Below are 26,784 nucleotides of genomic sequence, written 5' to 3'. Positions count from 1 at the left end.
GAACGTGTTGAACACGTTCCCTTTTACTGCATCAATTGGCTTTCTGGCTTAACTGACTGGCATTGCCCGGCAACGGGGCTTTTTTTCATGGTGGCGGCGCATTCGTCAGTCGCTGGCGCGCAGCCGGTCAATCAAGCCGTTGAGCTCGTCCAGCGAGCCGAAATGGATGGCCAGCTCGCCCATGTCCTCCATGCGGCCATGGCGCTTGACGCGCTTCTTCACCCGCACCTCGACGGCCGCGGCCAGCAGGTCGGACAGCTCCTCCTCCACCTGGCGGATGTCGCGGGACTTTTCCTTGCGCGGCTTCTTCTGCGGTGCGAGGTTGAATTCGGCGGCCAGCTTCTTGGCTAGGTTCTCGGCCTCGCGCACCGACATCTTGCGGGCCGCGATCTGGTTGGCCGCGGTGATCTGCGTGGCCTTGTCCAGCGTCAGCAGCGCGCGCGCATGGCCCATGTCCACGTCGCCGGCCATCAGCATGGTCTGCACCGGCTCAGCCAGCTGCAGCAGGCGCAGCAGGTTCGAGGCCGCCGAGCGCGAACGCCCCACGGCATGTGCGGCCTGCTCGTGCGTCAGGCCGAACTCCTTGACCAGGCGCTGCAGGCCCTGGGCCTCTTCGAGCGGGTTCAGGTCCTCGCGCTGGATGTTCTCGATCAGCGCCATCGCGGCGGCGGATTCGTCGGGCACCTCGCGCACCAGCACCGGCACCTGGTCCAGGCCGGCCAGCCGCGCCGCACGGAAGCGCCGCTCGCCGGCGATGATCTCGTACTTGCCGGCATCGGCGCCGTCCTGGAGCTTGCGCACCAGGATGGGCTGCATGATGCCCTGGACCTTGATGCTCTCGGCCAGCTCGTACAGCGCGCCCTCGTCCATGCGCGTGCGCGGCTGGTAGATGCCGGGCACCATGTCGCTCAGCGCGAGCTGGTGCGGCACCAGGGCCTCGTCGACCGGCGCGGCGGCGGGAGCGGCCTCCACCTTGGGGCCGAGCAGTACTTCCAATCCGCGACCGAGGCCTTTGGGTTTCTTGGTTGCCATCGTCAATCCACTTTCGTCAGTTCTGCCAGCAAGGCCTGGCCTGCGGGCCAGTCGCCCAGGCCCGATTCTGCATTGATATGCCCGCGTGCGCCCAGGTCCACCCAGCGCGAGCCCCAGGCGTCCGCCAGGGCCTTGGCGCGCCCAGCGCTGCAATAGGGGTCGTCCTGGCTGCCCACCAGGATGGAGGGGAAAGGCAGCCGCTGCATGGCGATGGGTACCCAGCCGGTGATCTGGGCGGCCAGATCGGGCCGCTCGACGTCGCCAGGGGCCACCAGCAGGGCCCCCTGCACCCGGCCCACGTGGTGCGAATGCCGGGCCCACCAGGCCGTCAGAATGCAGCCCAGGCTGTGGGCCACCAGCACCAGCGGGCCGGTGCTGTCCACCACCACCTCGTCGAGCCGCGCGCACCAGTCGCCGCGCTTGGGGTGCATCCAGTCATGCTGCTCCACCCGCTGGTAGCCATGCTGCGCCTCCCACAGGCTTTGCCAATGCCCCGGCCCGCTGCTTTGCCAGCCGGGCAGGATCTTGATGGAGGTGGCAGGAATACTCATTTTTCAATAGCTGTTAGCGCAGGTAGCACAAGCCCTGGAGGTCAATTTCATTCAAATTTCATCTTCTTGACCCGGCGCACCATCTCCTTGGCGAAGTCGGTGAAGGCCTGGCTGCCCTTGGCCGCCGGATCGAAGATAACGCCCGGCAGCCCGTAACTCGGCGCCTCGGCCAGGCGCACATTGCGCGGGATCACGGTGTCGAACACCTTGTCGCCGAAATGGTCCTTGAGCTGGTCGCTGACCTGCTGCTGCAGCGTGATGCGCGGATCGAACATCACCCGCAGCAGGCCGATGATCTGCAGGTCCTTGTTGAGGTTGGCATGCACCTGCTTGATGGTGTTGACCAGGTCGGTCAGCCCCTCGAGCGCGAAGTACTCGCACTGCATGGGCACGATCACCCCGTGGGCCGAGCACAGGCCATTGAGCGTGAGCATGGACAGGCTGGGCGGGCAGTCGATGAGCACGAAGTCGAAGTCCTCCTTCGCCTGCTCCAGCGCCGCGCGCAGGCGCTTCTCGCGGCGCTCCAGCTCGACCAGTTCCACCTCGGCGCCCGACAGCTCTCGGTTGGCGCCCAGCACCCAGTACTTGCACTTGTCGGAAAACACGGCCGCATCGCGGATATGGGCCGACTCCAGCAGCACGTCGTAGACCGTGGTGGTCAGCGCGCGCTTGTCCACACCGGAACCCATGGTGGCATTGCCTTGGGGATCGAGGTCCACCAGCAGCACGCGCTGCTTGACCCGGGCCAGCCCGGCGGCCAGATTGACGGCCGTCGTGGTCTTGCCCACCCCGCCCTTTTGATTGGCTATGCAGAAGATTTTTGCCATGGATTTTCCATTTGCTTGGCAGTGACAGGCACTGCGGTTCTATTCGCTGATCGCTCGCGGCCGCATCCAGACGATGCAGCGCTCGGCATCCAGGCCCGGCACGGCCAGTGGCTCGACCCGCTCAACCACGACATCCGGCGCCAGCAGCGCGATCTCGTCGCTGGGCAGCTTGCCCTTCATCGCCAGCCACCAGGCGCCATCCTTCAGGGTCTGGCGTGACCAGGCGGTGAAGTCCTGCAGCGCGGCAAATGCGCGGCAGCTTACCACGTCATAGCACTGCGCGAGCCGCTCTACCCGTGATTGGATACCATGCAGGTTCTTCAGCCGCAGGCTGGCCGCCACCTGCTGGATGAAGGCGGCCTTCTTGCCCACCGTATCCACGCAGCTCACGTCCAGCTGCGGCAGGCAGATGGCAAAGACCACCCCAGGCAAGCCACCGCCGCTGCCCACATCCAGCAGGCGCGGCTCCGCCACATCCAGGCCCTGCAGGTGGCGCTGCAGCGGCCCCACGGCCGCGAGGCTGTCCAGCAGATGGTGCGTCAGCATCTCCTGCGGGTCGCGCACCGCCGTGAGGTTGTATACGCGGTTCCATTTCTGCAGCAGATCCATGAACGCGATGAGTTGCTCCAGCTGAGAATCCTCCAGCTGCAGCGCCAGTTGCGCAGCCCCCTGGCGCAACGATGATTCAAGCGATACGGTCATGCCAGCACTGTAGCGTCAGACAGCGGCGCAAAGCCCTTGAAGCCGCCTTTTTTCAGATGCACCAGCAGTAAAGAGATCGCCGCCGGTGTAACACCGGAGATGCGGGAGGCCTGGCCCAGCGTCTCGGGCCGGTGCTTCTGCAGCTTCTGGCGCACCTCGAACGACAAGGCGGTCACCTGCATGTAGTCCAGCTCGAGCGGTAGGCGCAGGTTCTCGAAGTGGGCAGCACGCTCCACCTCGTCCTTCTGCTTGTCGATGTAGCCAGAATACTTGGCGGCAATCTCCACCTGCTCCAGCACGGCTGGGCCGATATCGCCCAGTGTTTCACGTGAAACCTCGGCAGACGCATACTTGCCGCCATCCATGCCCATCAGCGATTCGTAGCTCACATTCGGGCGACGCAGCAGATCGAACAGGTTGTACTCGCGCTCGATGGCCTTGCCGAGCACGCGCTCGGCCTCCGCGGCCTCAAGGATGCGCGGATTGACCCAGGTGGACTTGAGACGCTCTGTTTCACGTGAAACAGCGTCGCGCTTGCGGCTGAATGCCTCCCAGCGCGCATCGTCGATCAGGCCCATGCTTCGGCCTACCTCGGTCAGGCGCATGTCGGCGTTGTCCTCGCGCAGCTGCAGGCGGAACTCGGCACGGCTTGTGAACATGCGGTAGGGCTCGGTCACGCCCTTGGTGATCAGGTCGTCCACCAGCACGCCCAGGTAGGCCTCGTCGCGGCGAGGCATCCAGGCGGCTTCGCCACGGCATTGCAGCGCGGCATTGATGCCTGCGAACAGGCCTTGTGCAGCGGCCTCTTCATAGCCCGTGGTGCCGTTGATCTGGCCGGCAAAGTACAGGCCCTGGATCTGCCGCGTCTCGAAGCTGCTCTTCAGCGAGCGGGGATCGAAATAGTCGTACTCGATGGCGTAGCCCGGCCGCAGGATGTGCGCGTTCTCCAACCCCCTCATCGAGCGCACCAGTTCGTACTGGATGTCGAACGGCAGGCTGGTCGAGATGCCGTTGGGATAGTACTCGTTAGTTGTCAGGCCCTCGGGCTCCAGGAAGATCTGGTGGCTTTCCTTGTCGGCGAAGCGGTTGATCTTGTCCTCGACGCTGGGACAGTAGCGCGGGCCCACACCTTCGATCTTGCCGGTGAACATGGGGCTGCGGTCGAACCCGGAGCGGATGATCTCGTGCGTGCGCTCGTTGGTATGCGTGATCCAGCAGGGCACCTGGCGCGGGTGCATGTCAGCATGGCCCATGAAGCTGAATACCGGCAGAATGCCCTCATTCACGCCACCAGGCATGCCGTCGCCCGGCTGCTCCTCGCATTGGCTGAAATCGATGCTGCGACCATCGATGCGCGGCGGCGTGCCGGTCTTGAGGCGTCCCTGCGGCAGCTGCAGCTCCTTCAGGCGCGCCGACAGGCTCACGGCCGGCGGATCGCCGGCGCGGCCGGCCGCATAGTTGTTCAGGCCGACATGGATCTTGCCGTCGAGGAAGGTGCCGGCCGTCAGCACCACAGTGCGCGAACGGAATCGGATTCCCACCTGGGTGACAGCACCCACCACACGATCACCCTCCACCATCAGGTCATCCACGGCCTGCTGAAACAACCACAGATTGGGCTGGTTCTCCAGCATGTCGCGGATAGCTGCCTTGTAGAGGATGCGATCCGCCTGCGCACGCGTGGCGCGCACGGCTGGCCCCTTGGAACTATTGAGGATGCGGAACTGGATGCCGCCGTGGTCGGTGGCCAGGGCCATGGCACCACCCAGCGCATCCACTTCCTTGACCAAGTGGCCCTTGCCGATGCCGCCAATACTGGGGTTGCAACTCATCTGCCCCAGGGTCTCGATATTGTGGGTGAGCAGCAGGGTCTTGCTGCCCATGCGTGCCGCTGCCAGCGCTGCTTCGGTGCCTGCATGGCCGCCGCCGACGACGATCACGTCGAATTCTTGTGGATAGGTATAGGGTGTATGGCTCATAGGGCCTCGTTCGGGGCTCGGTCCGCGTCTGCCGCGGGACTCACAACGCAAATATTCTCGAGCCCTACAGAGAAATTGCCATGACATGCAGGCAGTCGGCCGCCGCAGCCAGCCCGGAAACTGCCAAATGGGGTCTATTTTAATTGTTTAAGGGTTTTCTCGTGGTTACCGGAGTTTTCCCGCACCTGTTTCACGTGAAACACTTTCAAAGCAACCTCTATTCACCCCTTCAGCAAAGTGCATCAAGAAAGGCTAGGATGAATATTCCAACTTTTCGGAATGCATCCATGAAACTGTACTTCTCGCCTGGTGCCTGCTCTCTTTCTCCGCATATCGCGCTTGCCGAGGCTGGCCTGCCCTATACGCTGGAACTGGCCAGCACCAAGACCCACCAGCTCAAGGATGGCACGGATTTCTACACCATCAACCCGCTAGGCTACGTGCCGGTACTGGAACTGGACAACGGCGATCGCCTGCGCGAAGGCCCAGCCATCGTTCAGTACATCGCCGACCAGGCCCCGGCCTCGAAACTGGCTCCCGCCAATGGCACCTTCGAACGCTACAAGCTGCAGGAGTGGCTGACCTTCATCGGCACCGAGATCCACAAGTCCTTCGGACCGATGTTCAAACCCGGCACGTCCGATGAAGCCAAGGCACAGGCCAAGGCACAGATCCTCAAGCGCCTGGGTTTCGTTGAACAGCAGTTGCAAGGCAAGCAGTTCCTGATGGGCGACCAATTCACCGTGGCGGATGGCTACCTCTTCACCGTCTGCAACTGGACCCGCGTCGTCGGTATCGATATTTCCACATTGCCCAACCTGAACCACTACCTGGAGCGCATCGCCGCCCGTCCCGCTGTGCAAAAGGCGATAGCAGAAGAGAAGTAATCTCGACCACGACCAAGCCGCTGTTTCACGTGAAACAGCGGCTTTTTCTATGGTTCGATGGAAGGTGTTGACATTGACATCATGTCAACATCCACCATATGCGCATCATCCCAACCATCTGCTGACAAGGAATTTCCATGCAATACACCCTGAATGTCCAAGGCATGACCTGTGGCCATTGCGAGCGAGCCGTCACCCAGGCCGTGCAGCAGCTCGACGCAACCGCCCAGGTGCGTATCGACCGTGCACAAGGCCAGGTGACCGTGGAGTCCACCCAGCCGCCAGAGAAGGTTGCCGCGGCCATTGCAGCCGAAGGCTACCAGGTCATCGGCTGATGCCGGCCATGACGCAGAGCACCCAACACCAGAAGAAGGCGGTGTCCGCGCCGGTGCGCTGGCCGGTATCGATCAGCCGCGCAGCGGCCCTGGCCGGTATCTCGGCACGCATGGCCCGTCATTACGAGTCGCTGGACATGCTGCCGGTGGTGCACCGCTCGGACAACGGCTACCGCATGTACACCGAAGCCGATGTGCATACGCTGCAGTTCATTCGCCGCAGCCGGGATCTGGGGTTTTCCATCGAGGAGATCCAGCTGCTGCTCAGCCTCTGGAACGACCGGCAACGCAGCAGTGCCTCGGTCAAGGAGATTGCTCAGCAGCACATCCAGAACCTGAGCGAGCGCATCGCCGCTATGCAGGCCATGCAGCGCACGCTGAAGCAGCTGGTGCATGCCTGCCATGGCGATGGCCGGCCCGATTGCCCGATCCTGGACGATCTGGCTTCGCCGCCCGCCTAGCAGAGGCGGGCAGCGTTTGCCGTCAGAACGGCATCGATGCCGGGTCGGCGTCCGCCGGCGCTTCGCGGGGCCCGGTGATGGTGCCGCGACCCGCGGCCGGGCGAGGCAGGGGCGCGGCCTGCGGGGCTTGTGCGATGGGCGCCTGCGCGGGTGCCGGCACGCCCAATTCCGTGCGGCCCTCGCCGCCCAGCGCCTCCAGCAGGTCCGGAATCAGCCGGCTGAATTCCGCGGTGGCAATGGCCACATCGGCATCGAAGCCCGCGTCGTCCCCCGACTGGGATTGCCCTTCCAGCGCCACATCGAGCAAGGCGACCTTCTTCAGCTGCAGCCCCTCGGTCAGCACCAGCGATACCCGGTCATCCCAGGTGATGGCCAGCTTGGTCGGCATCTTGCCGGCATCGATATGGGCGCGGATCTCGTCGATGTCGAGCGGATGGCGCGCATAGCGCACCACGGCCTTGGCCTCGTCGGCGCTCTTGAGTTCGCATTCGCGGTCGATCGAAAAGCCGGCGGGAGCCTCCTGGCTATGCAGCCAATGCGCCATCGCCGCCTGCGGCGATGTCTGCGTATCGAGCAAGGCCACCGCAAAGCCCGGCGACGCCTCGACCAGTGCGGTCACCACTTCGTCGGAGCGGGACTGGCTTCCGGTATCGAGCACCAGCAGCCGCGCCTGCGGATCGATCCAGACCCACATGCCGCCCTGCTTGGTGAAGGCCATGGGCAGCAGGTCGAGCTTGATCTCGTCTTTCAGGTCCTGCGCTTCCTTCTTGCCCGGCTTGCGGCCTTCGGCCTTTTCGATGTGCGCCACCCGTTCCTTGAGCTTGCGTGCCAGCACCGAGGCCGGCAGCATCTTGCTTTCGGTCACGAAACGCATCATCCATTGGCCGTTCACCACCTCCACCATCGCGCCATGGGCTTCGCCGCGCGGGGGCATCCAACCGGAAGACTGCTCCTGCGTCGCGCCGCATTCCTCGAACACCTGTTTGGCCAGCGCCGCCTCCAGCGCCTCCCAGTCGGGCTGCCAGGCTTCGGCGATGCGGTAGATGATCATGTTCTTGAACATGTAGGAAATTCCTCTGCACTATTTGATTGCCGTGTATTGTGCCCGCATGCCTGCGGCGGCCGGGCTGGCGGGTGATCCAAAAATGTTGCCAACTCTTTACACACCCATACCAAGACGGTATCCCTCACTTACATGCGCTGCGCACACTGCTATGCACGCTATCAAGAAAGGAGTCCTCATGACGCTTTTGCAACGCAACACCATTGCCTCCGCCATCTTCGCCGTCATGGCCTTGCCGGCCCTGGCACAGACCGCGCCTGAGAGCAGTCCCGGTGCAGCGCCATCCGCATCTGCCACGGCGGCAGACGGCAGCATGCAGCACCGCCGGCACCATGGCTCGAAGGAAGAGCGGCAGGCCCGCATGGAGCAGCACTGGCAGAGCCTGAAATCGGCGCTGAAGATTTCCGGCAGCCAGGAAGCTTCCTGGACCACCTATGTCTCAGCCATGAAGCCGCAGCAGCGTACCGCACCGCCCATGGACCGCAAGGCGTTTGCCGCCATGACCACGCCGGAGCGCATCGATGCCATGCAGACCATGCGCAGCCAGCACCAGGCCGATGCCGAACGCCGCGGCCAGGCCACCAAGGCCTTCTACGCCACGCTGACGCCTGAACAGCAGAAAACCTTCGATGCACAAAGCCTGAAGATGTTCGGCCGGCACCATGGCGGCCACCACGGCCCGCATGACAAGCCAAGTGCATCCTGATAAGGTCCTTTATCCTCTTGGGAGTATTGCTACATAAAATATAGCGAATGCCGCCCACAGGCCCTGCTGGATTCACAGCCCCCGCGCACATGGTTTCCATGTGCGTTTTTTATGGGGCGAAAAGCGCCGCGCAAGCTCCAGAAGTATGATAGGTGCAACCTAACTTACAACACCGGCCATGTTTCCACGCCCTCTACTTCCCATTGCAGCGGCCATCGGTGCGGCAGGCTTCCTGGGCTCTGCCCAGGCCCAGTTCCTTGATTCCCGCCAGGCGCCCACACTCTATATGCAGGCGGGCGCCGCCAAAGAAAGCGCCCGTTCCCTCACGGTGGGTTCCACGGTGCCGATGGCCTGGTACTCCCGCTGGGGTAGCCACCTGATCACGGCCCACTGGGACATGAGCCTGGCGGTGTGGAATTCGCACCTGCTCGACGATTCCCGCAAGAACATCGTGGTGCTTGGTCTGGCGCCCACGCTGCGCCTGCACAGCGGGAGCAGTTTTCCCTGGTTTGTGGAGGCCGGCATTGGCGGTTTCCTGTCCAACCGTGTCTACCACAGCCGGGACAAGGACTTTTCCACAGCCTTCAACTTCGGCACCCACCTTGGCGCGGGCTTCTTCTCGGGCCCTCGGCGTGAAAACGAGTGGTCGGTCCGGCTGGAGCACTTCTCGAACGCCGGCATCAAGTCCCCCAATCCTGGGGAAAACTTCGTCCAACTGCGCTACGCACGCCATTTCTAGCGCTACAACGCGCTGCACGGGCGTCTAGCGACGCTTATACGCAGCAGGCAGTACCCAACCCCCAGCCGCCATGGTTCACGCCATGGCGGCTTTTTCGTTGTCATTTTCATATTGCGAAATTTATTGGTTTTTTCGGCCTGGGATGAAGTGCCGTTCTAGAACCAGCCGCCGGGTTTCGCGTGGTTTCACGTCGGCCAGGGGATCGAGAACGGTCGCAGGCGGAAAACTATGCACAGCGCCCGTGTGAGACCTTGCCAAAGACGGCTGCTCTGCAGATTCGTCGACCAAGAAAATCCAAAATATTTCACAATACGAAAATTTCTCTGCGTTTTGGTCTTCTTCTGGTTTCTCTTGTATTTCTTTTAATAGATTAGTAGATAGTAGTAGAGGACGCTGCCTTTTGTGGATAAGTCAAAATTCTCCAGAAAAATCAAATATGTGGATAACTTCCAACCCTGTTCCTGCGGGCAGGGACAGTTTGTACCTGATTTGTGGATAATTTTGGGTTGAAGGCCTGATTTGTGGATAACTTGGATTTGTCATGCAAGATATCCACAGATCTGTCCATGGAGCAGCGCCGCACGGCTTTTGTTTTCATTATGTGAAAAGGAGGGCGATTTGGCGTTGGCCTGGAGATGCCTTCGGGCGGCGGGCTGTGTAGACTGTCGAGCCAGCTGCCTGGCGTGGTCCTCTGAGGCCCGCCGGCGTCGAACCACGGTTGAGGGAGCACAGGGCATGTATTCGAACAAGTCGGATCTGGGGGGGCTGATCCAGGCCGTCCACCGCTGCCAGGAGGAAGAGGGCATGAGCAACCCCTTGACGCTTGCGCAATGGGAGCTGCTCTCGCCCTACCTGTCTCCCACGGTGCTGGCGGCGTCGCAGGTGCTGTTTCCCCAGGGCAGCCAGGAGCGCACGCTGTTCTTCATAGAGAGCGGTACCTTGAGCGTGCATTTCGAGGATGACCAGTCGCGCATCCGCCTGGCCATCGTCGGGCCGGGTTCGGTGGTGGGCGAAGGCGCCTTCTTTTCGCACCGGCCGCGCAATGCGACGGTGCAGGCCATGTCAGCCTGCCGGCTCTGGGGGCTGCCGGCGATCCGTTTCAGCGAGCTGAGCAACCGCCAGCCGTCGCTGGCGTTGGCGGTGACCATGGCCGTGGGCTCGGTGCTGGCCAAGCGCGTGGGCGACCGCAAGCGCCGCATTGCGGCCACCTGATGGGATCAGTGGCCAGCGAAGTCGACCAGGGTGAAGAGCGGCAGCCCGGCATCGCGCAGGCGCTGCGAGCCGCCCAGCTCGGGCAGGTCGACGATGGCGGCGCCCTCCGTCACCTGGGCACCCAGCTTTTCCAGTAGCTTCTTGCCAGCCATCATCGTGCCGCCGGTGGCGATCAGGTCGTCGACCAGCAGGACCTTGTCGCCGGGCTGCACCGCGTCGGCATGCAGTTCCACCGTGGCGCTGCCGTATTCCAGCTCGTAGGTTTCCTCCACCGTGGTGAAGGGCAGCTTGCCTTTCTTGCGGATCGGCACGAAGCCCACCTTGAGCTGGTAGGCGATGACCGAGCCCAGGATGAAGCCCCGCGCATCCAGGCCGGCCACCACGTCCGGGCGGCGGTCGCGGTCCATGTAGCGGTGCACGAAGGCATCGATCAGCACGTGGAACACGCGCGGGTTCTGCAGCAGCGGCGTGATATCGCGGAACTGCACGCCCGGGGCGGGCCAGTCCGGCACGGTGCGGATATGGTGGCGGAGGTATTCCGTGACGTCGGGTGCTTGCATGGGCGGTGGTGCAGGATGCAAAGCGTCCATGATAGTCAACGGCATGAATTTCATGGAAAAATGGCATCCAGCCCAATAACGACAAGCGCAAACAGCTATTGTTTTGGTAGTAATAGCCTGTGGATCGGCATGCCGCCGGTGCTTCGATAAAATCCCCGCATGACTGCTTCCCCCCCCTTGCCGCTGCGTATCGACCCCACGCAGATACTCGCCCTGGCCCAGGCCACCTTCGCCATCGAGGCGCAGGCCATCAGCGCCATGGCGGCCCGGCTGGACGAGCGCTTCGTGCAGGTGGTGCAGCTGGTGCTGGGCACCCGCGGCCGCGTGGTGGTGATGGGCATGGGCAAGAGCGGCCACGTGGGCCGCAAGATCGCGGCCACGCTGGCATCCACCGGCACGCCGGCCTTCTTCGTGCACCCAGGCGAGGCCAGCCATGGCGACCTGGGCATGGTCACCGGGCAGGACGTGGTGCTGGCCATCTCCAACAGCGGCGAGAGCGGCGAGATCACCGTGCTGCTGCCGGTGCTCAAGCGCCTGGGCGTGCCGCTGGTGGCGATGACCGGCGGCCCCGAGTCGTCGCTCGCGCGCCACGCCGACTGGGTGCTCGACACCCGCGTGGACAAGGAAGCCTGCCCGCTGAACCTCGCCCCCACGGCCAGCACCACGGCCCAACTGGCCATGGGCGACGCGCTGGCGGTGGCCCTGCTCGAGGCGAGGGGCTTTCGCGCCGAGGATTTCGCGCGCTCGCACCCCGGCGGCGCGCTGGGGCGGCGCCTGCTGACCCATGTGGCCGACGTGATGCGCTCGGGCGACGAATTGCCCCTGGTGCGGTCCGATACCGGCTTCAGCGACCTGATGCGCGAGATGAGCGCCAAGGGCCTGGGCGCGGCCGCCATTGTCGATGGCGACGGCGTGCTGCTCGGCGTATTCACCGACGGCGACCTGCGCCGCCGCATCGAGGCCGGGGCCGACCTGCGCCAGGCCACGGCCGGGCAGGTCATGCATGCCAGCCCGCGCCGCATCGCGCCCGATGCGCTGGCGGCCGATGCGGCCGCGATGATGGAGCAGCACCGCATCACCAGCGTGCTCGTCACCGACGACGCGGGCCGCCTGGTGGGCGTGGTGCATATCGGCGACCTGATGCGAGCCAAGGTGATCTGATGACGATGGCAACCCTTCCCCTGCTGACCCCCCACCTGCAATGGCCGCCCGAGCTGCTGCTGCGCGCCCATGGCGTGAAAGTGGCGTTCTTCGACGTGGACGGCGTGCTCACCGACGGCGGCCTGTACATCAGCGAAACGGGCGAGACCGTCAAGCGCTTCAACACGCTGGACGGCCACGGCATCAAGCTGCTGCGCGAGGCGGGCATCACCCCGGCGGTGATCACCGGCCGCGATTCGCGCGCGCTGCGCCACCGCCTCGGCGCGCTCGGCGTGGAGCATGTGCGCTACGGCACCGAGGACAAGCTGCCCGCCGCGCAGGAGATCCTGACCACGCTGGGCCTGGACTGGACCCAGGCGGCCGCCATCGGCGACGACTGGCCCGACCTGCCGGTGCTGCGCCGCTGCCAGCTGGCGGCCGCACCGCTGGGCGCCCATGCCGAGGTGCGCGCCATCGCCCACTTCGTGACCACGCTGCCCGGCGGCGCGGGCGCGGCGCGTGAGTTCTGCGACCTGCTGCTGGGCGCGTCGGGTGCCTACGCGCACCTGCTGGAGCGGTACGCGCGATGAAGCTTCCTGTCCGCAGCATCAGCGCGCGCCGGGTATGGGACCTCGCGTCCATCTACCTGCCGGTCATCCTGATGGGGGTGCTGGCGCTCGGCACCTGGTGGCTGGTGCGCAATGCGCCGCGCCCGACCGCGCCGGTGCAGGAGATGCAGCCCGGCCACGAGGTGGACTACTACATGAAGGACTTCTCGGTGAAGAACTTCGACGCCGGCGGCCGGCTGAGCAGCGAGATCCGCGGCACCCATGCGCAGCATTTCATGGACACCGAGACGCTCGAGATTGACCGGGCACACATGCGCTCCATCCGGCCCGATGGCGCCATCACCGTGGGCACGGCCAACCGGGCCGTCACCAACGCCGATGGCTCGGAGGTGCAGCTCTTCGGCAATGCGCGCGTGGTGCGCCAGCCGGGCAAGGGCGGAACCAGCCAGGCCACGATGGAGTTCCGCGGCGAATTCCTGCACGCCTGGGTCAACGAGGAGCGGGTCAGCTCCAACCAGCCGGTGGAGCTGCTGCGCGGCAAGGACCGCTTCACGGCCGACACCATGACCTACAACAACATCACCCAGGTGGCCGAGCTCAAGGGCCGCGTGCGCGGTGTGCTCGTGCCCGCCAAATAGGGCACGCCATGCACACGCCACCAGCCCCGCTGGCCTTCATCACCGGGGCGTCCAGCGGCATAGGCCAGGCGCTGGCGCTGCGCTACCACCGCGCGGGCTGGCGGCTGGCGCTGGTGGCGCGGCGGGTGGATATGGTCAAATCATGGGCTAGCGCCCAGTCCATGAGCGCTGATAGCTACCAAATCTATAGTGCCAATGTGGCCGATGCCGCGCAGATCATCGCCGCCAGCGAGCAATGCCTGGCGCAGATGGGCCTGCCGGACGTGGTGATCGCCAATGCCGGCATCAGCCACGGCATAGACACGGCCGAGCGCGAGGACCTGGACGTGATGGCGCAGACCTATGCGACCAACGTGCTGGGCATGGCGGCCACGTTCCACGCCTTCATCCGGCCTATGCAGGCGCGCGGCACGGGGCGGCTGGTGGGCATTGCCAGCGTCGCCGGCGTGCGGGGCCTGCCGGGGCATGGCGCGTACTGTTCCAGCAAGGCGGCGGCCATCAGCTACTGCGAAAGCCTGCGCGTGGAGCTGCGCGCCTCGGGCGTGCGCGTGGTCACCATCAGCCCGGGTTTCGTCGACACGCCGCTGACCCGCGGCAACCGCTACGGCATGCCCTTCCTGATGCCGGCCGAGGCCTTTGCCGACCGGGCGTTCACCGCCATCGAGGCCGGTGCCCGGCACCGCGTCATTCCCTGGCAGATGGGCGTGGTGGCCAGGCTCATGCGCCTGCTGCCGGATGCGCTGTACGACCGCATCGTCGCCAACCGGCCGCGCAAGCACCGGCACAACGAAACCCGGTCCTGACATGCAAAAAGCCCCGCGAAGGGGCTTTTTGGCCTGATGCACAGGGCCTCGCCGCAGGGGCAAGGCTAGGAGGCATCAATAGTCGTCGTTGTTGTCGTAGCCGCCGCCCTGGCTGCCGCCACGGCCACGCGAACCATGGCCGTAGGGGCTGCGGAAGCCGCTGTCGCGGTCGCTGCCGCCACCACGGTTGTAGCCACCGCCGTCGCGGCCACCACCACCGCCGCCGCCGTAGCCGCCACGGTCGCCGCCGTAGCCACCACCGCCGCCGCCGTAGCCGCCGCCACCACCACCGAAGCCACCGCCACGGGGGCCGCCGAAGCCGCCGCCACCACCGCGCGGGCCGCCGAAGCCGCCACCGCCGGTGCGGGGAGGACGGGCTTCCATCGGACGGGCCTCGTTCACCACCAGGTTGCGGCCGCCCAGGGGCTGGCCGTTCAAGCCATTGATCGCGGCCTGGGCTTCGTCATCGCTGCCCATTTCCACGAAACCGAAGCCCTTGGAGCGGCCGGTGTCGCGCTCCATCATGACTTTGGCACTGGTCACAGCGCCAAATTGACCAAAGGCCTGTTCCAGATCATTGTCACGTACAGAGTACGGCAAGTTTCCAACGTAAAGCTTGTTGCCCATCCAGGGACTCCTGATAACACTGAAAAACGCGATGGAGTCCCGAGCGATGCGACATCTGGCATGGGGTTTTGTCCACGTGACGTGCGCCTAAACGAAACTAACGATTCACCGCTAATACCATGGAGATGGCTCTCCATCCGCCATTCTCTGGCATATAAAAGCCCTATGTACAAGCGTTTTTCTCCTTGTTGCAAGAAAACCGCAAAAAAAACCGTGAAAAACCATCAGAGAGCCTGGCTCTCTAGGGAAAACGCGTAATTGAAACCCCGAGGTGGACAGGGTTGGAGCCCAAGGACATGCCTGGATCGCCAGCCGCTTGCGCTTAAAATGGCGCCCGTCTTTGGGGAGTAGCCTGCCCGCCGCGCAATGCGCCGGGAAGCATGTGTCAACAGACTTGGGAGCCGCCTGGCGGAACCCATGGCACATGCGATGTCAGCCGACATTGGGCGAGACCATTGGCCGCACACCGATCCCATGCCGGAGTCGGGGTGGGGCCGATGCTGTCTTGGTCCTATCCGGCTACAACGATTGATCCCTCCCCACCATGGAAGCTTTCTTCATCTCCACCGCCGTCGTCGCCCTGGCCGAAATGGGCGACAAGACGCAGCTGCTGTCGCTCGTGCTGGCGGCCAAGTTCCGCAAACCCTGGCCCATCGTGCTGGGCATCTTCGTCGCCACGCTGGTGAACCATGCGCTGGCCGGCGCCGTCGGCGCCTGGGTGACCACGGTGCTGGGCCCCGATGTGCTGCGCTGGATCCTGGGCATCTCTTTCCTGGCGATGGCCGTCTGGATGCTGATCCCCGACAAGCTGGACGACGACGAGAGCTCCGGGCCCGGCCGCTTCGGCGTGTTCGGCACCACGGTGCTGCTGTTCTTCCTGGCCGAGATGGGCGACAAGACGCAGATCGCCACGGTGATGCTGGCAGCCAAGTACTCGGCCTACTACTGGGTGGTGGCCGGCACCACGCTGGGCATGATGCTGGCCAACGCGCCGGTGGTGTGGCTGGGCGACAAGATCACCCGCCGCCTGCCGCTGACGCTGATCCACCGCGTCTGCGCCGCGATCTTCGCGGTGCTGGGCGTGCTGGCGCTGGTGGCTGGCTAAGCGGCGTCCCTGCGGCATCCGGCCGCCAGCCATGCCGGATTGCTATACCTGCTAGTGAGCGCCAAAGATTGGCGCCAGCCGCTGCCATGCCCACAATGCCATACATCACAGGAGGCATAGCGCATGGGCACGGCTCTCACCGCCCTCAAGGGCATCTCATCGATGGCGACCCGCCAGCTGCTGGCCGAGCTGGCGGCCGCCTGGCAGGCGCGCGGCGGCGAACCCGTCGCCATCGAGTCGGTGGGTGGCGTGGATGCCGCCCGACGCGTGCAGGCCGCAGGCGAGGCCTTCGACCTGGTCTTCCTGGCCACCGATGCCATCGCCAAACTGGAAGCCAGCGGCCGCGTGCTGGCGGGCAGCCGGGTGGACCTGGCGCTGTCCAGCACCGCGGTGGCGGTGCCCGCGGGCGCGGCCCAGCCTGACATAGCCTCTGAAGCGGCGCTGCGCGCCGCGGTGCTGGCCGCGCCCAGCATCGGCTACTCCACCGGGCCCAGCGGCGTGGCGCTGCAGCAGCGGTTCGAGCGCTGGGGCATCGCCGATGAACTGAAGCCGCGCACCGTGCAGGCGCGCCCCGGCGTGCCGGTGGGCTCGCTGGTCGCCAGCGGCGAGGTGGCGCTGGGCTTCCAGCAACTGAGCGAACTGATCCACGTGCCCGGCATCGCCATCGTCGGCGCGCTGCCGGCGGCCATCGCCATCGACACCGTTTTCTCGGCCGGCGTGGTGGCCGGCTCGCCCCATGCCGACGCCGCGCGGCGCCTGCTGGCCTTCATGGCTTCGCCCGAGGCGGCTGAGGCCAAGCGCCGCCAGGGCATGGCGCCCCTGCCCGCCTGACCGTTTTCCCCATCCCCAGGAGACACCCCATGATCATCGACGTACACGGCCACTACACCACCGCGCCCGCGGCCCTGGGCGCCTGGCGCGACCTGCAGGTCGCCGGGCTCAAGGACCCGGCCAAGGCGCCCCAGGCGTCCCAGCTCAAGATCAGCGATGACGAGATCCGCGAGACCATCGAGAGCAACCAGCTCAAGCTGATGCGCGAGCGCGGCTCCGACCTGACGATCTTCAGCCCGCGCGCCTCGTTCATGGCCCACCACATCGGCGGCTTCCAGACCTCGGCCACCTGGGCGGCGATCTGCAACGAGCTGTGCTACCGCGTGAGCCAGCTGTTCCCCGACCACTTCATTCCCGCCGCGATGCTGCCGCAGTCGCCGGGCGTCGATCCCAAGACCTGCATCCCCGAGCTGGTGAAGTGCGTGGAGCAGTACGGCAACGTGGGTATCAACCTCAACCCCGATCCCTCGGGCGGCCACTGGACCTCGCCGCCGCTGTCGGACAAGAGCTGGTACCCGATCTACGAGAAGATGGTGGAGTACGACATCCCCGCGATGGTCCACGTCTCCACCAGCTGCAATGCCTGCTTCCACACCACGGGCAGCCATTACCTGAACGCCGACACCACGGCCTTCATGCAGTGCCTGACCAGCGACCTGTTCAAGGACTTCCCGACGCTGAAGTTCCTGATCCCCCATGGCGGCGGCGCCGTGCCCTACCACTGGGGGCGTTTCCGCGGCCTGGCGCAGGAGCTGAAGAAGCCGCTGCTCGAAGAGCACCTGCTGAACAACATCTTTTTCGACACCTGCGTCTACCACCAGCCGGGCATCAACCTGCTGACCGAGGTGATCCCCACCAAGAACATCCTGTTCGCCAGCGAGATGATCGGCGCCGTGCGCGGCATCGATCCGCAGACCGGCCACTACTACGACGACACCAAGCGCTACATCGAAGCCACGCAGAACCTGACGGCCGACGAGAAGCACATGGTCTACGAAGGCAACGCCCGCCGCGTGTTCACGCGCCTGGACACGGCGCTGAAGGCCAAGGGCCTGTGATCTGAAATCATCAAAAAAGAGAGCTGCTGGCGCTTGTCACGGGCCAATCTTGAATACAAAACCATTCGAGATCGGCTGACAGAGAGCGCAAGAAGCTCACTTTTTGGAAGCAACACCACCGGAGATTTCCCATGTACGAACTCGGAGTCGTTTACCGCAACATCCAGCGCGCCGACCGCGCCGCCGCCGACGGCCTGGCTGCTCTCGGCTCGGCTACAGTGCACGAGGCCATGGGCCGCGTCGGCCTGCTCAAGCCCTACATGCGGCCCATCTACCCCGGCCAGCAGGTCTCGGGCACGGCGGTGACCGTGCTGCTGCAGCCCGGCGACAACTGGATGATGCATGTGGCGGCCGAGCAGATCCAGCCCGGCGACATCGTGGTCGCCGCCGTCACCAGCGAATGCACCGACGGCTACTTCGGCGACCTGCTGGCCACCAGCTTCCAGGCCCGCGGCGCGCGCGCCCTCATCATCGACGCCGGCGTGCGCGACGTGCGCGTGCTGCAGGAGATGGGCTTCCCGGTCTGGAGCAAAGCCATCTCGTCCAAGGGCACGATCAAGGCCACGCTGGGCTCGGTCAACATTCCCGTGGTCTGCGCCGGCATGTGGGTGACGCCCGGCGACGTGATCGTGGCCGACGACGACGGCGTGGTCTGCGTGCCATCGGCCCGCGCCGCCGAAACCCTGGCCGCGGCGCTCAAGCGCGAGAGCTTCGAGGGCGAAAAGCGCGCCAAGCTGGCCTCGGGCATCCTGGGCCTGGACATGTACCAGATGCGCGAGCCGCTCGAGAAGGCCGGCCTGCGCTACATCGACTGAAGGAGCGTGCCATGGACCGCAGAACCGCAATCGGCTCGCTGGCCAGTCTGGCCGGCTTGGCGTTTGCCGGCCGCGCCGGGGCGCAGGCCGCATACCCGGGCAAGCCCATCCGCCTGGTGGTCGGCTACTCGGCCGGCGGCGCGGTGGACATCGTTGCGCGCACGCTGGGCCAGAGCCTGGCGTCCGGCCTGGGCCAGCCCGTGGTGGTCGAGAACAAGCCCGGCGCGGGCACCAACATCGCGGTCCGATCCGTCATCGACGCCGCGCCCGACGGCTACACGCTGATGCTCGCGGCCAATGCGTTGGCCGCCAACATGGCGCTGTACCAGCCCGCGCCCTTCGATGCCGAGCGCGACCTCGCGCCCGTGGCCCTGGTCGGCCGCGTGCCGGTGGTGATCGCGGCCAACCCGTCGGCGCCCTACGGCAGCGTGGCGCAGCTGATCGCCGCCGCCAAGGCGCAGCCCCGGCGCATCGCCTTCGCCAGCCCCGGCAACGGCGCCACGCCGCACATGGCCGTCGAGCTGTTCGCCAAGGCCGCCGGCATCGAGCTGCAGCACGTGCCCTACCGCGGCGGCGCGCAGGCCATCACCGACACCATCGGCGGCCAGGTGCCGCTGGTCGCGGTGAACGCGCTGGAGGCGCTGCCGCACACCAAGAGCGGCAAGCTCAAGGTGCTGGCCGTGCTCTCGGCCCAGCGCCGCAGCATCTTTCCCGATGCGCCGACGATCGCCGAGTCCGGCTTTGCCGGCTTCGAGGCCTCGGTCTGGTACGGCCTGGTGGCGCCGGCTGCCACGCCCGCGGCGGTGCTCGATCGCCTGCATGCCGAGGTGCAGAAGGCCCTGGCCAGCACCGAGGTGCGCCAGCGCATGACGGCCGTGGGCGGCGAGGTTTCGCCCGGCCCGCGCGAGCAGTTCGCCGCGCTGATCCATGCCGAGCGCCTGCGCTACGAGAAGCTGGTGCGCGAGACCGGCATCAAGCCCGATTGATATTCCAAGGACGACATCCCATGAGCACTTTCACCAAGACCCCTGGCTGGCTGGACTGGTACGCCGGCCCCAGCCAACCGAAGTTCCAGCTGCCCGCAGGCGCCGTCGATGCGCACTGCCACGTGTTCGGCCCCGGCGATGAATTCCCGTTCGCGCCCGAGCGCAAGTACACGCCCTGCGACGCCAGCAAGGCGCAGCTGTTCGCGCTGCGCGACCACCTGGGCTTTGCGCGCAACGTGATCGTGCAGGCCACCTGCCACGGCGCCGACAACCGCGCCATGGTCGATGCCTGCCAATCCTCCGGCGGCAAGGCGCGCGGCGTGGCCACCGTCAAGCGCAGCGTGAGCGATGAGGAACTGCAGGCCCTGCACGCCGCCGGCGTGCGCGGCGTGCGCTTCAACTTCGTCAAGCGCCTGGTGGACTTCACGCCCAAGGACGAGCTGCTGGAGATCGCCGGCCGCATCGCCCAACTGGGCTGGCACGTGGTCATCTATTTCGAGGCCGTGGACCTGCCCGAGCTGTGGGACTTCTTCACCGCGCTGCCCACCACCGTGGTGGTGGACCACATGGGCCGCCCCGACGTGAGCAAGGGCGTGGACAGCGAGGAGTTCGCGCTGTTCCTGAAGTTCATGCGCGAGCACCCCAACGTGTGGAGCAAGGTGTCCTGCCCCGAGCGCCTGTCGGTGACCGGCCCCAGGGCGCTGGATGGTGAGCAGAATGCCTACCGCGACGTGGTGCCGTTCGCGCGCCGCGTGGTCGAGGAGTTCCCCGAGCGCGTGCTCTGGGGCACCGACTGGCCCCACCCCAACCTCAAGGACCACATGCCCGACGACGGCCTGCTGGTGGACTTCATCCCCCACATCGCGCCCACGGCCGAGCTGCAGCGCAAGCTGCTGGTGGACAACCCCATGCGCCTGTACTGGCCGGAGGAAGCCTGACCATGGCGCTCGAAAAACCCTACCTGGACGTGCCCGGCACCATCATTTTCGATGCCGAGCAGAGCCGCAAAGGCTACTGGCTCAACCAGTTCTGCATGTCGCTGATGCAGGCCGAGAACCGCGCGCGCTTCAAGGCCGATGAGCGCGCCTACCTCGACGAGTGGGCGATGACCGAGGAGCAGAAGCAGGCCGTGCTGGCGCGCGACCTGAACTGGTGCATGCGCACCGGCGGCAACATCTATTTCCTGGCCAAGATCGGCGCCACCGACGGCAAGAGCTTCCAGCAGATGGCCGGCTCCATGACCGGCATGACCGAGGACGAGTACCGCGCCATGATGGTGGCCGGCGGCCGCAGCGCCGATGGCAACCGCTACCTCGGCGAGGATGGCGACGCACAGCCGCACCGCCAGCCCCAAGGTGCTGCTGGCGCGGCCGGACAACCCAAGAAGGAGGGCTGAGCCCATGGCCCGCATCACCGCATCCGTCTACACCTCGCACGTGCCCGCCATCGGCGCGGCCATGGACCTGGGCAAGACCCAGGAGCCCTACTGGCAGCCGCTGTTCCAGGGCTATGAGTTCTCGCGCCAGTGGATGAAGGACAACCAGCCCGACGTGGTCTTCCTGGTCTACAACGACCACGCCACGGCCTTCAGCCTGGACTGCATCCCCACGTTCGCCATCGGCACGGCGGCCCAATACCAGCCCGCCGACGAAGGCTGGGGCCCGCGCCCCGTGCCGCCGGTGGTGGGCCACCCCGAGCTGGCCAGCCACATCGCGCAGAGCGTGATCCAGCAGGACTTCGACCTCACCATCGTCAACCAGATGGACGTGGACCACGGCCTGACGGTGCCGCTGTCGCTGATGTGCGGCGAGCAAGACCCGAAGACTGGCGCCTGGCCCTGCCCGGTGATTCCGTTCGCCGTCAACGTGGTGCAGTACCCCGTGCCCTCGGGCCAGCGCTGCTTCAACCTGGGCCGCGCCATCCGCAAGGCGGTGGAGAGCTACGACGAGGACCTGAACGTCCACATCTGGGGCACCGGCGGCATGAGCCACCAGCTGCAGGGCGCGCGCGCGGGCCTCATCAACCAGGAGTGGGACAACCGCTTCCTCGACCGCCTGATCGACAACCCGCACGGCCTCACGCAGATGCCGCACATCGACTACGTGCGCGAAGCCGGCTCCGAGGGCATCGAGCTGGTGATGTGGCTGATCGCGCGCGGCGCGATGGCCGACATCGACAGCCCCGCCCGGCCGCCCAAGGTGGCGCACCGCTTCTACCACGTACCCGCATCCAACACGGCCGTAGGCCACCTGATCCTGGAGAACTGACATGACCATCAAAGTAGCCCTGGCCGGCGCCGGCGCGTTCGGCATCAAGCACCTGGACGGCATCAAGAACATCGATGGCGTCGAGGTCGTCTCGCTCATCAGCCGCGACCTGGACAAGACCCGCGAAGTGGCCGACAAGTACGGCATCCCGCACGTGACCACCGAGCTGGCCGACAGCCTGGCTATCCAGGAGGTGGACGCCGTCATCCTCTGCACGCCCACGCAGATGCACGCCGCGCAGACCAAGGCCTGCCTGGCCGCGGGCAAGCACGTGCAGGTCGAGATCCCGCTGTGCGACGTGCTCAAGGAAGGCGAGGAAGTGCTGGCGCTGCAGCAGCAGGTGGGCAAGGTCGCCATGGTGGGCCACACGCGCCGCTTCAACCCCAGCCACCAGTGGGTGCACAAGAAGATCGCGGCCGGCGAGTTCAACATCCAGCAGATGGATGTGCAGACCTACTTCTTCCGCCGCACCAACATGAACGCGCTGGGCCAGCCGCGCAGCTGGACCGACCACCTGCTGTGGCACCACGCCGCCCACACCGTGGACCTGTTCGCCTACCAGGCCGGCAGCCCCATCGTGAAGGCCAACGCCGTGCAGGGCCCGATTCACAAGGACCTGGGCATCGCCATGGACATGAGCATCCAGCTGCAGGCCGCCAACGGCGCCATCTGCACGCTGTCGCTGTCGTTCAACAACGATGGCCCGCTGGGCACGTTCTTCCGCTACATCGGCGACACGGGCACCTACATCGCCCGCTACGACGACCTGTACAACGGCAAGGAAGAGCAGATCGATGTGTCGCGCGTCGATGTGTCGATGAACGGCATCGAGCTGCAGGACCGCGAGTTCTTCGCCGCCATCCGCGAAGGCCGCGAGCCCAACTCCAGCGTGGCCCAGGTGCTACCCTGCTACCAGGTGCTGCACGACCTGGAGCGGCAGCTGCAGGCTTGATCCACCGATTGCAGGAAAGGCTTCCATGACCACCGCCACCACCGACCCCAACGACCCGGCCTCCACCGGCCGCGAGCACGTGCCCGAGCGGCCGAACCGCCTCGGCATCGAGGGCATAGAGTTCATCGAGTACACCACCAGCCGGCCCCAGGCGCTGGGCCAGGTGCTGGAGGCCATGGGTTTCCGCCCCGTGGCGCGGCACCGCTCGCGCGAGGTGACGCTGTACCGCCAGGGCGGCATGAACCTGGTGGTCAACGCCAGCACCGACGAGGCGCGCCCCGGCGCCGCGGCATCCGAGCAGCCGGTGATCTCGGCCGTGGCGCTGCGCGTGCGCAATGCGCTGGCCGCCCACACCCGCTGCCTGGACCTGGGCGCCTGGGCCGTGCCCAGCCACGCCCAGGCGATGGAGCTGCACATCCCCGCGATCCACGGGCCGGGCGGCAGCCGCTTCTACTTCGTCGACCGCTGGCGCGAGTTCTCGATCTACGACATCGACTTCACGCCCATTCCCTCGGTCGATCCGCACCCGCCGGCGTTGGCCGGCCTGGGCTACTTCGGCGTGGTGCAGTACATCGGCGCGGACCGCAGCATCGACTGGATCACCTACTTCGAGCGCATGTTCGACTTCCACCTGCTGCCCGACGAGGAGCGCTTCGGCATCCTGCCCAAGGGCAAGCTCATGCGCAGCCCCTGCGGCAGCTTTTTGTGGCAGCTGATCGAGCCCGAGATCGGCCAGGAATGGGAGGACGCCGTGCCCGAGTCGCTGCAGCGCATCGGCCTGGGCGCGCCCGACGTCGAGCAGGCCGTGCAGGTGCTCAAGGGCCGCGGCGTGGAGTTCGTCGAATCGAACCGCCTGCACCCCGACGACCGCGGCGCGCTCACCCGCAACGTGCTCGGCACGGTGGCGTTCGAGCTGGTGCATACCCTCTAGGAGACCACCATGCACTTGCTCGACCGCTACGGCATGGACACGATCACGCTGAACGGATCGCTCGAGGCCAAGCTCGACGCCATCGCCGGCGCCGGCTTCGGCCAGGTCATGCTCAACGCCCGCGACCTGGTGGGCCACCCCGGCGGCGTGCGCGCCGCGGCGCAGGCCGTGCGCGCCAGCGGCCTGCGGCCCACGGGCTTCCAGGTGCTGCGCGACTTCGAGGGCCTGTCAGGCCACCTGCACCACTACAAGGTGGACATCGCCAAGTCCATGCTCGAGATGTGCGCCGAGATCGGCAGCCCCGTGCTGCTGGCCTGCTCATCCACCTCGCGCCACGCCACGGACGACCTCGACGCCATCGCGGCCGACCTGCGCAAGCTGGCGATGCTGGGCATACCGCTGGGCATCAAGATCGCCTACGAAGGGCTGTCCTGGGGCCGCACCATCAACGAGTTCACCACCAGCTGGGACGTGGTCTGCCGCGCCGACACGCCGAACCTGGGCGTGGGCCTGGACTCCTTCCACATCTTCGCGGCGCAGACCCCGCTGGACGAGCTGGAGGGGATCGATCCCGCGAGCATCTTCCTGGTGCAGCTGTCCGACTTCATGTGGAACGAGACGCCCACCTTCGAGGACCGCATGACCACGGCGCGCACCTTCCGCGTCTTTCCCGGCGAGGGCGTGCACAGCGAGCAGCTGGCCGACTTCGTGCGCCGGCTCGACCGCCTGGGCTACGGCGGCGACTACAGCTTCGAGGTCTTCAACGACGACTACCAGCAGCTGCCGCTGGCCATGGTGGCCGAGCGCGCGCGCCAGAGCGCGCTGTGGCTGCACGAGGACGTGCTGCACCAGCCCGCGCCGCTGCCCGCGTGGACGCGGCAGCGCAGCTAAAAACATAGCGGCTGGCGCTTGCCATTCCTGGGTTTTGGTATAAATACCATCCAGAAACCAGGAACAGCGAGCGCCAGCCGCTCATCTTTTTGAGGAAGCCATGACCATGCCGTCGCGCCCCGTGGGGCCCTTTTCCGTCAGCGCCCTCAGCCTGGGCTGCATGAACTTCTGCCACGCCTACGGCCTGCCCACCACCACCGAGCAGGCCCATGCCGTGCTGCACGCGGCGCTGGATGCCGGCGTCACCATGTTCGACACCGCGGCGCTGTACGGCTTCGGCGCCAGCGAACTGCTGGTCGGACCGGTGCTCAAGTCGCACCGCAACCACATCACGCTGGCCAGCAAGGGCGGCATGGCCGGCGTGCGCGGCGATGACGGCGTGGTGCGCCGCGTGATCGACGGCCACCCCAAGGCCGTGCGCCGCAACTGCGAGGACAGCCTGCAGCGCCTGGGCACGGACGTGATCGACCTGTACTACCTGCACCGCTGGGACCCGCGCGTGCCGATCGAGGAGTCGGTGGGCGAGATGGCGCGGCTCAAGGACGAAGGCAAGATCCGCGCGCTGGGCCTGTCCGAGGTCGGCGCGGCCCAGCTGCGCCGCGCGCACCGCGAGCACCCCATCGCCGCGCTGCAGAGCGAGTATTCGCTGTGGTCGCGCAATGCCGAGCTGGGCACGCTGGAGGCCTGCCGCGAGCTGGGCATCGCCTACGTGGCCTTCAGCCCCATGGGACGGGCCTTCCTCAGCGGCAAGCTGCAGGACGTGGCCAGCCTCGCGCCCGGCGACATCCGCAGCACCATGCCGCGCTTTGCGCCCGAGGCCTATGCGCGCAACCTGCGGCTGCTCGCGCCCATGCGGGACATCGCCGAGCGCGCCGGCTGCACGCTGGCCGAGCTGGCCATCGCCTGGGTGGTGAACCAGGGCGAGCACGTGGTCGCGCTGCCCGGCACGACCAGCGTGGACCACCTGCGCGAGAACGTGCGCGGCGCCGCGCTGCGGCTCGACGCGGCGCTGCTGGCCGAGCTGGACGAACTGTTCCGCCCCGAAGCCATCGCGGGCGACCGCTACACGCCGGCCTCGCAGCGCGAGGTCGATACCGAGAAGTACGCTTTCGAGACGGTCTGAGCCCGCCCTCATTCAAAAAACATAGCTGCTGGCGCTTGCTGTATGGGCGCCAGCGGCCAATTTAATCTAAAAGCCTGCTGTCCCCGTCAGATCAGGTTGCGCATGGCCTGCGCGGCCTCGCGCAGCACCGGCAGCACGCGGGCCACGGCGTCCTTGCTGCTTTCCTGGCCCATGGGCATGGTGATGTTCAGCGCCCCGGCCAGCGCGCCGTGGCGGTCGCGCAGCGGCACGGCGATGCCGCGCGAATTCAGGTCCAGCTGCTGCTCGGACAGCGCCCAGTCCTGCACGCGGATGCGCGCCATCTCCTGCAGCATCAGCGCCTTGCTGGCGATGGTGTGGGGCGTGAAGATGCTCAGCGCCCGCGTGGCCATCCAGTGCTGCAGCACCTCGTCGCCGCGCATGGCCAGCATCAGCATGCCGGCGGCCGTCACCTGCGCGGGCACGCGCGCGCCCAGCACGTAGCCGGTGTTCATGTTGCGGTTGGGGCCGTTGCGCGCGATGTAGACCACCTCGTCGTCATCCAGCACCGCCAGGTAGGCGGTCTCGTGCGTGCCGGCCGCCACGCGCTGCAGGAAGGGCTGCGCCACGCGCGGCAGCCGCGCCGATTCCAGGTACGACTGGCCCAGCCGCAGCACCCGCGGCGTGAGCCAGAACAGCTTGCCATCCCCCGCCACATAGCCCATGTGCTGCAGCGTCAGCAGGTAGCGGCGCGCGGCCGTGCGCGTCATGCCGGTGCGCTGCCCGGCCTCGGCCGCCGTCATGCGCGGATGGGCGTCGTCGAAGGCCTCGATGATCGACACGCCGCGCTCCAGGCCGGCGATCCAGTCGCGTTTGTCGAGCTCGCCGGGAGCGCTGCAGGAGTCCATGGCCAGTCCTTCGGTGAAAACCCTGGGTGCGATCGATCATCGTACAGAAATGAGCGATCACCGCGCACGCGTTGGGAAAATGGCTTGGGTCGCGCCGGGGCCGGGAACTACATTCAACCCACGTTCCG

At 66.2% G+C, this 26,784-nt stretch carries 31 protein-coding genes and 1 riboswitch; of the genes, 22 read left to right on the top strand and 9 right to left on the bottom strand.

All coding sequences use genetic code 11. The features are described 5' to 3' along the window. Positions 1 to 105: 105 nt before the first annotated feature. Genes ACYVKR_RS00385 through mnmG form a run of 5 tightly spaced genes read right to left on the bottom strand, consistent with a single transcriptional unit; the run spans position 106 to position 5,091 of the window. Complete coding sequence (locus ACYVKR_RS00385) at positions 106 to 1,032, bottom strand: ParB/RepB/Spo0J family partition protein (RefSeq protein ID WP_460478722.1); 927 nt, start codon at positions 1,030 to 1,032, stop codon at positions 106 to 108. Positions 1,033 to 1,034: 2 nt separating this feature from the next. After that, positions 1,035 to 1,583: an RBBP9/YdeN family alpha/beta hydrolase gene (locus tag ACYVKR_RS00380; RefSeq protein ID WP_460478721.1), complete on the bottom strand. Its 549-nt coding sequence runs from the start codon at positions 1,581 to 1,583 to the stop codon at positions 1,035 to 1,037. 47 nt (positions 1,584 to 1,630) lie between these two features. Continuing rightward, positions 1,631 to 2,410 (bottom strand): ParA family protein, encoded by a 780-nt coding sequence (locus tag ACYVKR_RS00375; protein WP_460478720.1) that lies wholly within the window; start codon positions 2,408 to 2,410, stop codon positions 1,631 to 1,633. Positions 2,411 to 2,449: 39 nt separating this feature from the next. Then, positions 2,450 to 3,112 (bottom strand): 16S rRNA (guanine(527)-N(7))-methyltransferase RsmG, encoded by a 663-nt coding sequence (gene rsmG / locus ACYVKR_RS00370; protein ID WP_460478719.1) that lies wholly within the window; start codon positions 3,110 to 3,112, stop codon positions 2,450 to 2,452. Next, positions 3,109 to 5,091 (bottom strand): tRNA uridine-5-carboxymethylaminomethyl modification enzyme MnmG/GidA, encoded by a 1,983-nt coding sequence (gene mnmG, locus ACYVKR_RS00365; RefSeq protein ID WP_460478718.1) that lies wholly within the window; start codon positions 5,089 to 5,091, stop codon positions 3,109 to 3,111. Before mnmG ends, rsmG begins: the two co-directional genes overlap by 4 nt. Positions 5,092 to 5,378: 287 nt before the next feature. Between mnmG and gstA the strand changes: the two genes are divergently transcribed. The 3 genes from gstA (at position 5,379) to cueR (ending at position 6,774) form a co-directional block, all read left to right on the top strand. Beyond that, entirely contained in the window at positions 5,379 to 5,978 is a 600-nt protein-coding gene (gene gstA / locus ACYVKR_RS00360; protein WP_460478717.1) for a glutathione S-transferase family protein, read from the top strand. A gap of 137 nt (positions 5,979 to 6,115) precedes the next feature. Then, positions 6,116 to 6,313, top strand: coding sequence for a heavy-metal-associated domain-containing protein (locus ACYVKR_RS00355; protein WP_460478716.1), 198 nt, complete (start codon positions 6,116 to 6,118; stop codon positions 6,311 to 6,313). 8 nt (positions 6,314 to 6,321) lie between these two features. Continuing rightward, entirely contained in the window at positions 6,322 to 6,774 is a 453-nt protein-coding gene (cueR, locus tag ACYVKR_RS00350; RefSeq protein WP_460478715.1) for a Cu(I)-responsive transcriptional regulator, read from the top strand. A 22-nt stretch (positions 6,775 to 6,796) separates the two neighbouring features. Here the strand turns inward: cueR and ACYVKR_RS00345 are convergent, their stop codons facing one another. After that, positions 6,797 to 7,837, bottom strand: a complete 1,041-nt coding sequence (locus ACYVKR_RS00345) for a recombination-associated protein RdgC (protein ID WP_460478714.1) — start codon at positions 7,835 to 7,837, stop codon at positions 6,797 to 6,799. A 178-nt stretch (positions 7,838 to 8,015) separates the two neighbouring features. Here ACYVKR_RS00345 and ACYVKR_RS00340 point away from each other — a divergent pair, with 178 nt between their 5' ends. The 3 genes from ACYVKR_RS00340 (at position 8,016) to ACYVKR_RS00330 (ending at position 10,494) form a co-directional block, all read left to right on the top strand. Then, positions 8,016 to 8,543 (top strand): Spy/CpxP family protein refolding chaperone, encoded by a 528-nt coding sequence (locus ACYVKR_RS00340; protein WP_460478713.1) that lies wholly within the window; start codon positions 8,016 to 8,018, stop codon positions 8,541 to 8,543. A gap of 178 nt (positions 8,544 to 8,721) precedes the next feature. Then, a complete protein-coding gene (locus tag ACYVKR_RS00335) occupies positions 8,722 to 9,282 on the top strand; it encodes an acyloxyacyl hydrolase (RefSeq protein WP_460478712.1) in 561 nt (186 codons plus the stop codon). A 735-nt stretch (positions 9,283 to 10,017) separates the two neighbouring features. Beyond that, entirely contained in the window at positions 10,018 to 10,494 is a 477-nt protein-coding gene (locus ACYVKR_RS00330; RefSeq protein WP_460478711.1) for a Crp/Fnr family transcriptional regulator, read from the top strand. A gap of 5 nt (positions 10,495 to 10,499) precedes the next feature. Here ACYVKR_RS00330 and ACYVKR_RS00325 read toward each other — a convergent pair whose 3' ends face one another. Continuing rightward, positions 10,500 to 11,054 carry a purine phosphoribosyltransferase family protein gene (locus ACYVKR_RS00325; RefSeq protein WP_460478710.1) on the bottom strand — a complete coding sequence of 185 codons (555 nt, stop codon included), beginning with the start codon at positions 11,052 to 11,054 and terminating at the stop codon, positions 10,500 to 10,502. A gap of 159 nt (positions 11,055 to 11,213) precedes the next feature. Here ACYVKR_RS00325 and ACYVKR_RS00320 point away from each other — a divergent pair, with 159 nt between their 5' ends. From ACYVKR_RS00320 to ACYVKR_RS00305, 4 genes are read left to right on the top strand one after another with little or no spacing between them, the layout of a single operon-like run. Further along, positions 11,214 to 12,215, top strand: a complete 1,002-nt coding sequence (locus ACYVKR_RS00320; RefSeq protein WP_460478709.1) for a KpsF/GutQ family sugar-phosphate isomerase — start codon at positions 11,214 to 11,216, stop codon at positions 12,213 to 12,215. A gap of 5 nt (positions 12,216 to 12,220) precedes the next feature. After that, positions 12,221 to 12,784, top strand: coding sequence for a KdsC family phosphatase (locus ACYVKR_RS00315; RefSeq protein ID WP_460478708.1), 564 nt, complete (start codon positions 12,221 to 12,223; stop codon positions 12,782 to 12,784). Continuing rightward, positions 12,781 to 13,401, top strand: coding sequence for an LPS export ABC transporter periplasmic protein LptC (lptC, locus tag ACYVKR_RS00310; protein WP_460478707.1), 621 nt, complete (start codon positions 12,781 to 12,783; stop codon positions 13,399 to 13,401). The genes ACYVKR_RS00315 and lptC overlap by 4 nt, the downstream gene beginning before the upstream one ends. An 8-nt stretch (positions 13,402 to 13,409) precedes the next feature. Continuing rightward, positions 13,410 to 14,204, top strand: a complete 795-nt coding sequence (locus tag ACYVKR_RS00305) for an SDR family oxidoreductase (protein WP_460478706.1) — start codon at positions 13,410 to 13,412, stop codon at positions 14,202 to 14,204. A gap of 75 nt (positions 14,205 to 14,279) precedes the next feature. Here ACYVKR_RS00305 and ACYVKR_RS00300 read toward each other — a convergent pair whose 3' ends face one another. After that, positions 14,280 to 14,831, bottom strand: coding sequence for an RNA recognition motif domain-containing protein (locus ACYVKR_RS00300; RefSeq protein ID WP_460478705.1), 552 nt, complete (start codon positions 14,829 to 14,831; stop codon positions 14,280 to 14,282). Between the two features lie 330 nt (positions 14,832 to 15,161). After that, positions 15,162 to 15,347, top strand: a riboswitch (yybP-ykoY riboswitch). Positions 15,348 to 15,375: 28 nt separating this feature from the next. Between ACYVKR_RS00300 and ACYVKR_RS00295 the strand changes: the two genes are divergently transcribed. The 12 genes from ACYVKR_RS00295 to ACYVKR_RS00240 all read left to right on the top strand — a co-directional run bounded on the left by ACYVKR_RS00295 (position 15,376) and on the right by ACYVKR_RS00240 (position 25,790). Next, on the top strand, positions 15,376 to 15,936 hold the full coding sequence (locus tag ACYVKR_RS00295; protein WP_460478704.1) for a TMEM165/GDT1 family protein: 561 nt from the start codon (positions 15,376 to 15,378) through the stop codon (positions 15,934 to 15,936). Positions 15,937 to 16,059: 123 nt separating this feature from the next. Next, positions 16,060 to 16,767 (top strand): substrate-binding domain-containing protein, encoded by a 708-nt coding sequence (locus ACYVKR_RS00290; protein ID WP_460478703.1) that lies wholly within the window; start codon positions 16,060 to 16,062, stop codon positions 16,765 to 16,767. Between the two features lie 29 nt (positions 16,768 to 16,796). After that, on the top strand, positions 16,797 to 17,825 hold the full coding sequence (locus ACYVKR_RS00285) for an amidohydrolase family protein (protein WP_460478702.1): 1,029 nt from the start codon (positions 16,797 to 16,799) through the stop codon (positions 17,823 to 17,825). Between the two features lie 131 nt (positions 17,826 to 17,956). Further along, positions 17,957 to 18,640 carry a 4-hydroxy-4-methyl-2-oxoglutarate aldolase/4-carboxy-4-hydroxy-2-oxoadipate aldolase gene (gene ligK, locus ACYVKR_RS00280; RefSeq protein WP_460478701.1) on the top strand — a complete coding sequence of 228 codons (684 nt, stop codon included), beginning with the start codon at positions 17,957 to 17,959 and terminating at the stop codon, positions 18,638 to 18,640. An 11-nt stretch (positions 18,641 to 18,651) separates the two neighbouring features. Then, positions 18,652 to 19,626: a Bug family tripartite tricarboxylate transporter substrate binding protein gene (locus tag ACYVKR_RS00275; protein WP_460478700.1), complete on the top strand. Its 975-nt coding sequence runs from the start codon at positions 18,652 to 18,654 to the stop codon at positions 19,624 to 19,626. Between the two features lie 20 nt (positions 19,627 to 19,646). Next, positions 19,647 to 20,564, top strand: a complete 918-nt coding sequence (locus ACYVKR_RS00270; RefSeq protein ID WP_460478699.1) for an amidohydrolase family protein — start codon at positions 19,647 to 19,649, stop codon at positions 20,562 to 20,564. 2 nt (positions 20,565 to 20,566) lie between these two features. Next, complete coding sequence (gene ligA / locus ACYVKR_RS00265) at positions 20,567 to 21,022, top strand: protocatechuate 4,5-dioxygenase subunit alpha (protein WP_460478698.1); 456 nt, start codon at positions 20,567 to 20,569, stop codon at positions 21,020 to 21,022. Positions 21,023 to 21,026: 4 nt separating this feature from the next. After that, complete coding sequence (locus tag ACYVKR_RS00260) at positions 21,027 to 21,893, top strand: class III extradiol ring-cleavage dioxygenase family protein (RefSeq protein ID WP_460478697.1); 867 nt, start codon at positions 21,027 to 21,029, stop codon at positions 21,891 to 21,893. Position 21,894: 1 nt separating this feature from the next. Next, positions 21,895 to 22,845: a Gfo/Idh/MocA family oxidoreductase gene (locus tag ACYVKR_RS00255; RefSeq protein ID WP_460478696.1), complete on the top strand. Its 951-nt coding sequence runs from the start codon at positions 21,895 to 21,897 to the stop codon at positions 22,843 to 22,845. Between the two features lie 25 nt (positions 22,846 to 22,870). Then, complete coding sequence (locus tag ACYVKR_RS00250; protein WP_460478695.1) at positions 22,871 to 23,776, top strand: 4-hydroxyphenylpyruvate dioxygenase; 906 nt, start codon at positions 22,871 to 22,873, stop codon at positions 23,774 to 23,776. Positions 23,777 to 23,785: 9 nt separating this feature from the next. Further along, entirely contained in the window at positions 23,786 to 24,667 is an 882-nt protein-coding gene (locus ACYVKR_RS00245) for a sugar phosphate isomerase/epimerase family protein (protein ID WP_460478694.1), read from the top strand. A gap of 106 nt (positions 24,668 to 24,773) precedes the next feature. Next, positions 24,774 to 25,790: an aldo/keto reductase gene (locus tag ACYVKR_RS00240; protein ID WP_460478693.1), complete on the top strand. Its 1,017-nt coding sequence runs from the start codon at positions 24,774 to 24,776 to the stop codon at positions 25,788 to 25,790. Between the two features lie 86 nt (positions 25,791 to 25,876). Here ACYVKR_RS00240 and ACYVKR_RS00235 read toward each other — a convergent pair whose 3' ends face one another. Beyond that, on the bottom strand, positions 25,877 to 26,656 hold the full coding sequence (locus ACYVKR_RS00235; RefSeq protein WP_460478692.1) for an IclR family transcriptional regulator: 780 nt from the start codon (positions 26,654 to 26,656) through the stop codon (positions 25,877 to 25,879). Positions 26,657 to 26,784: the final 128 nt, after the last annotated feature.

The organism is Comamonas humi (assembly GCF_054782535.1).
Note: the sequence above shows the minus strand (reverse complement) of the source record. Positions and strands in the feature narration are given on the sequence as shown.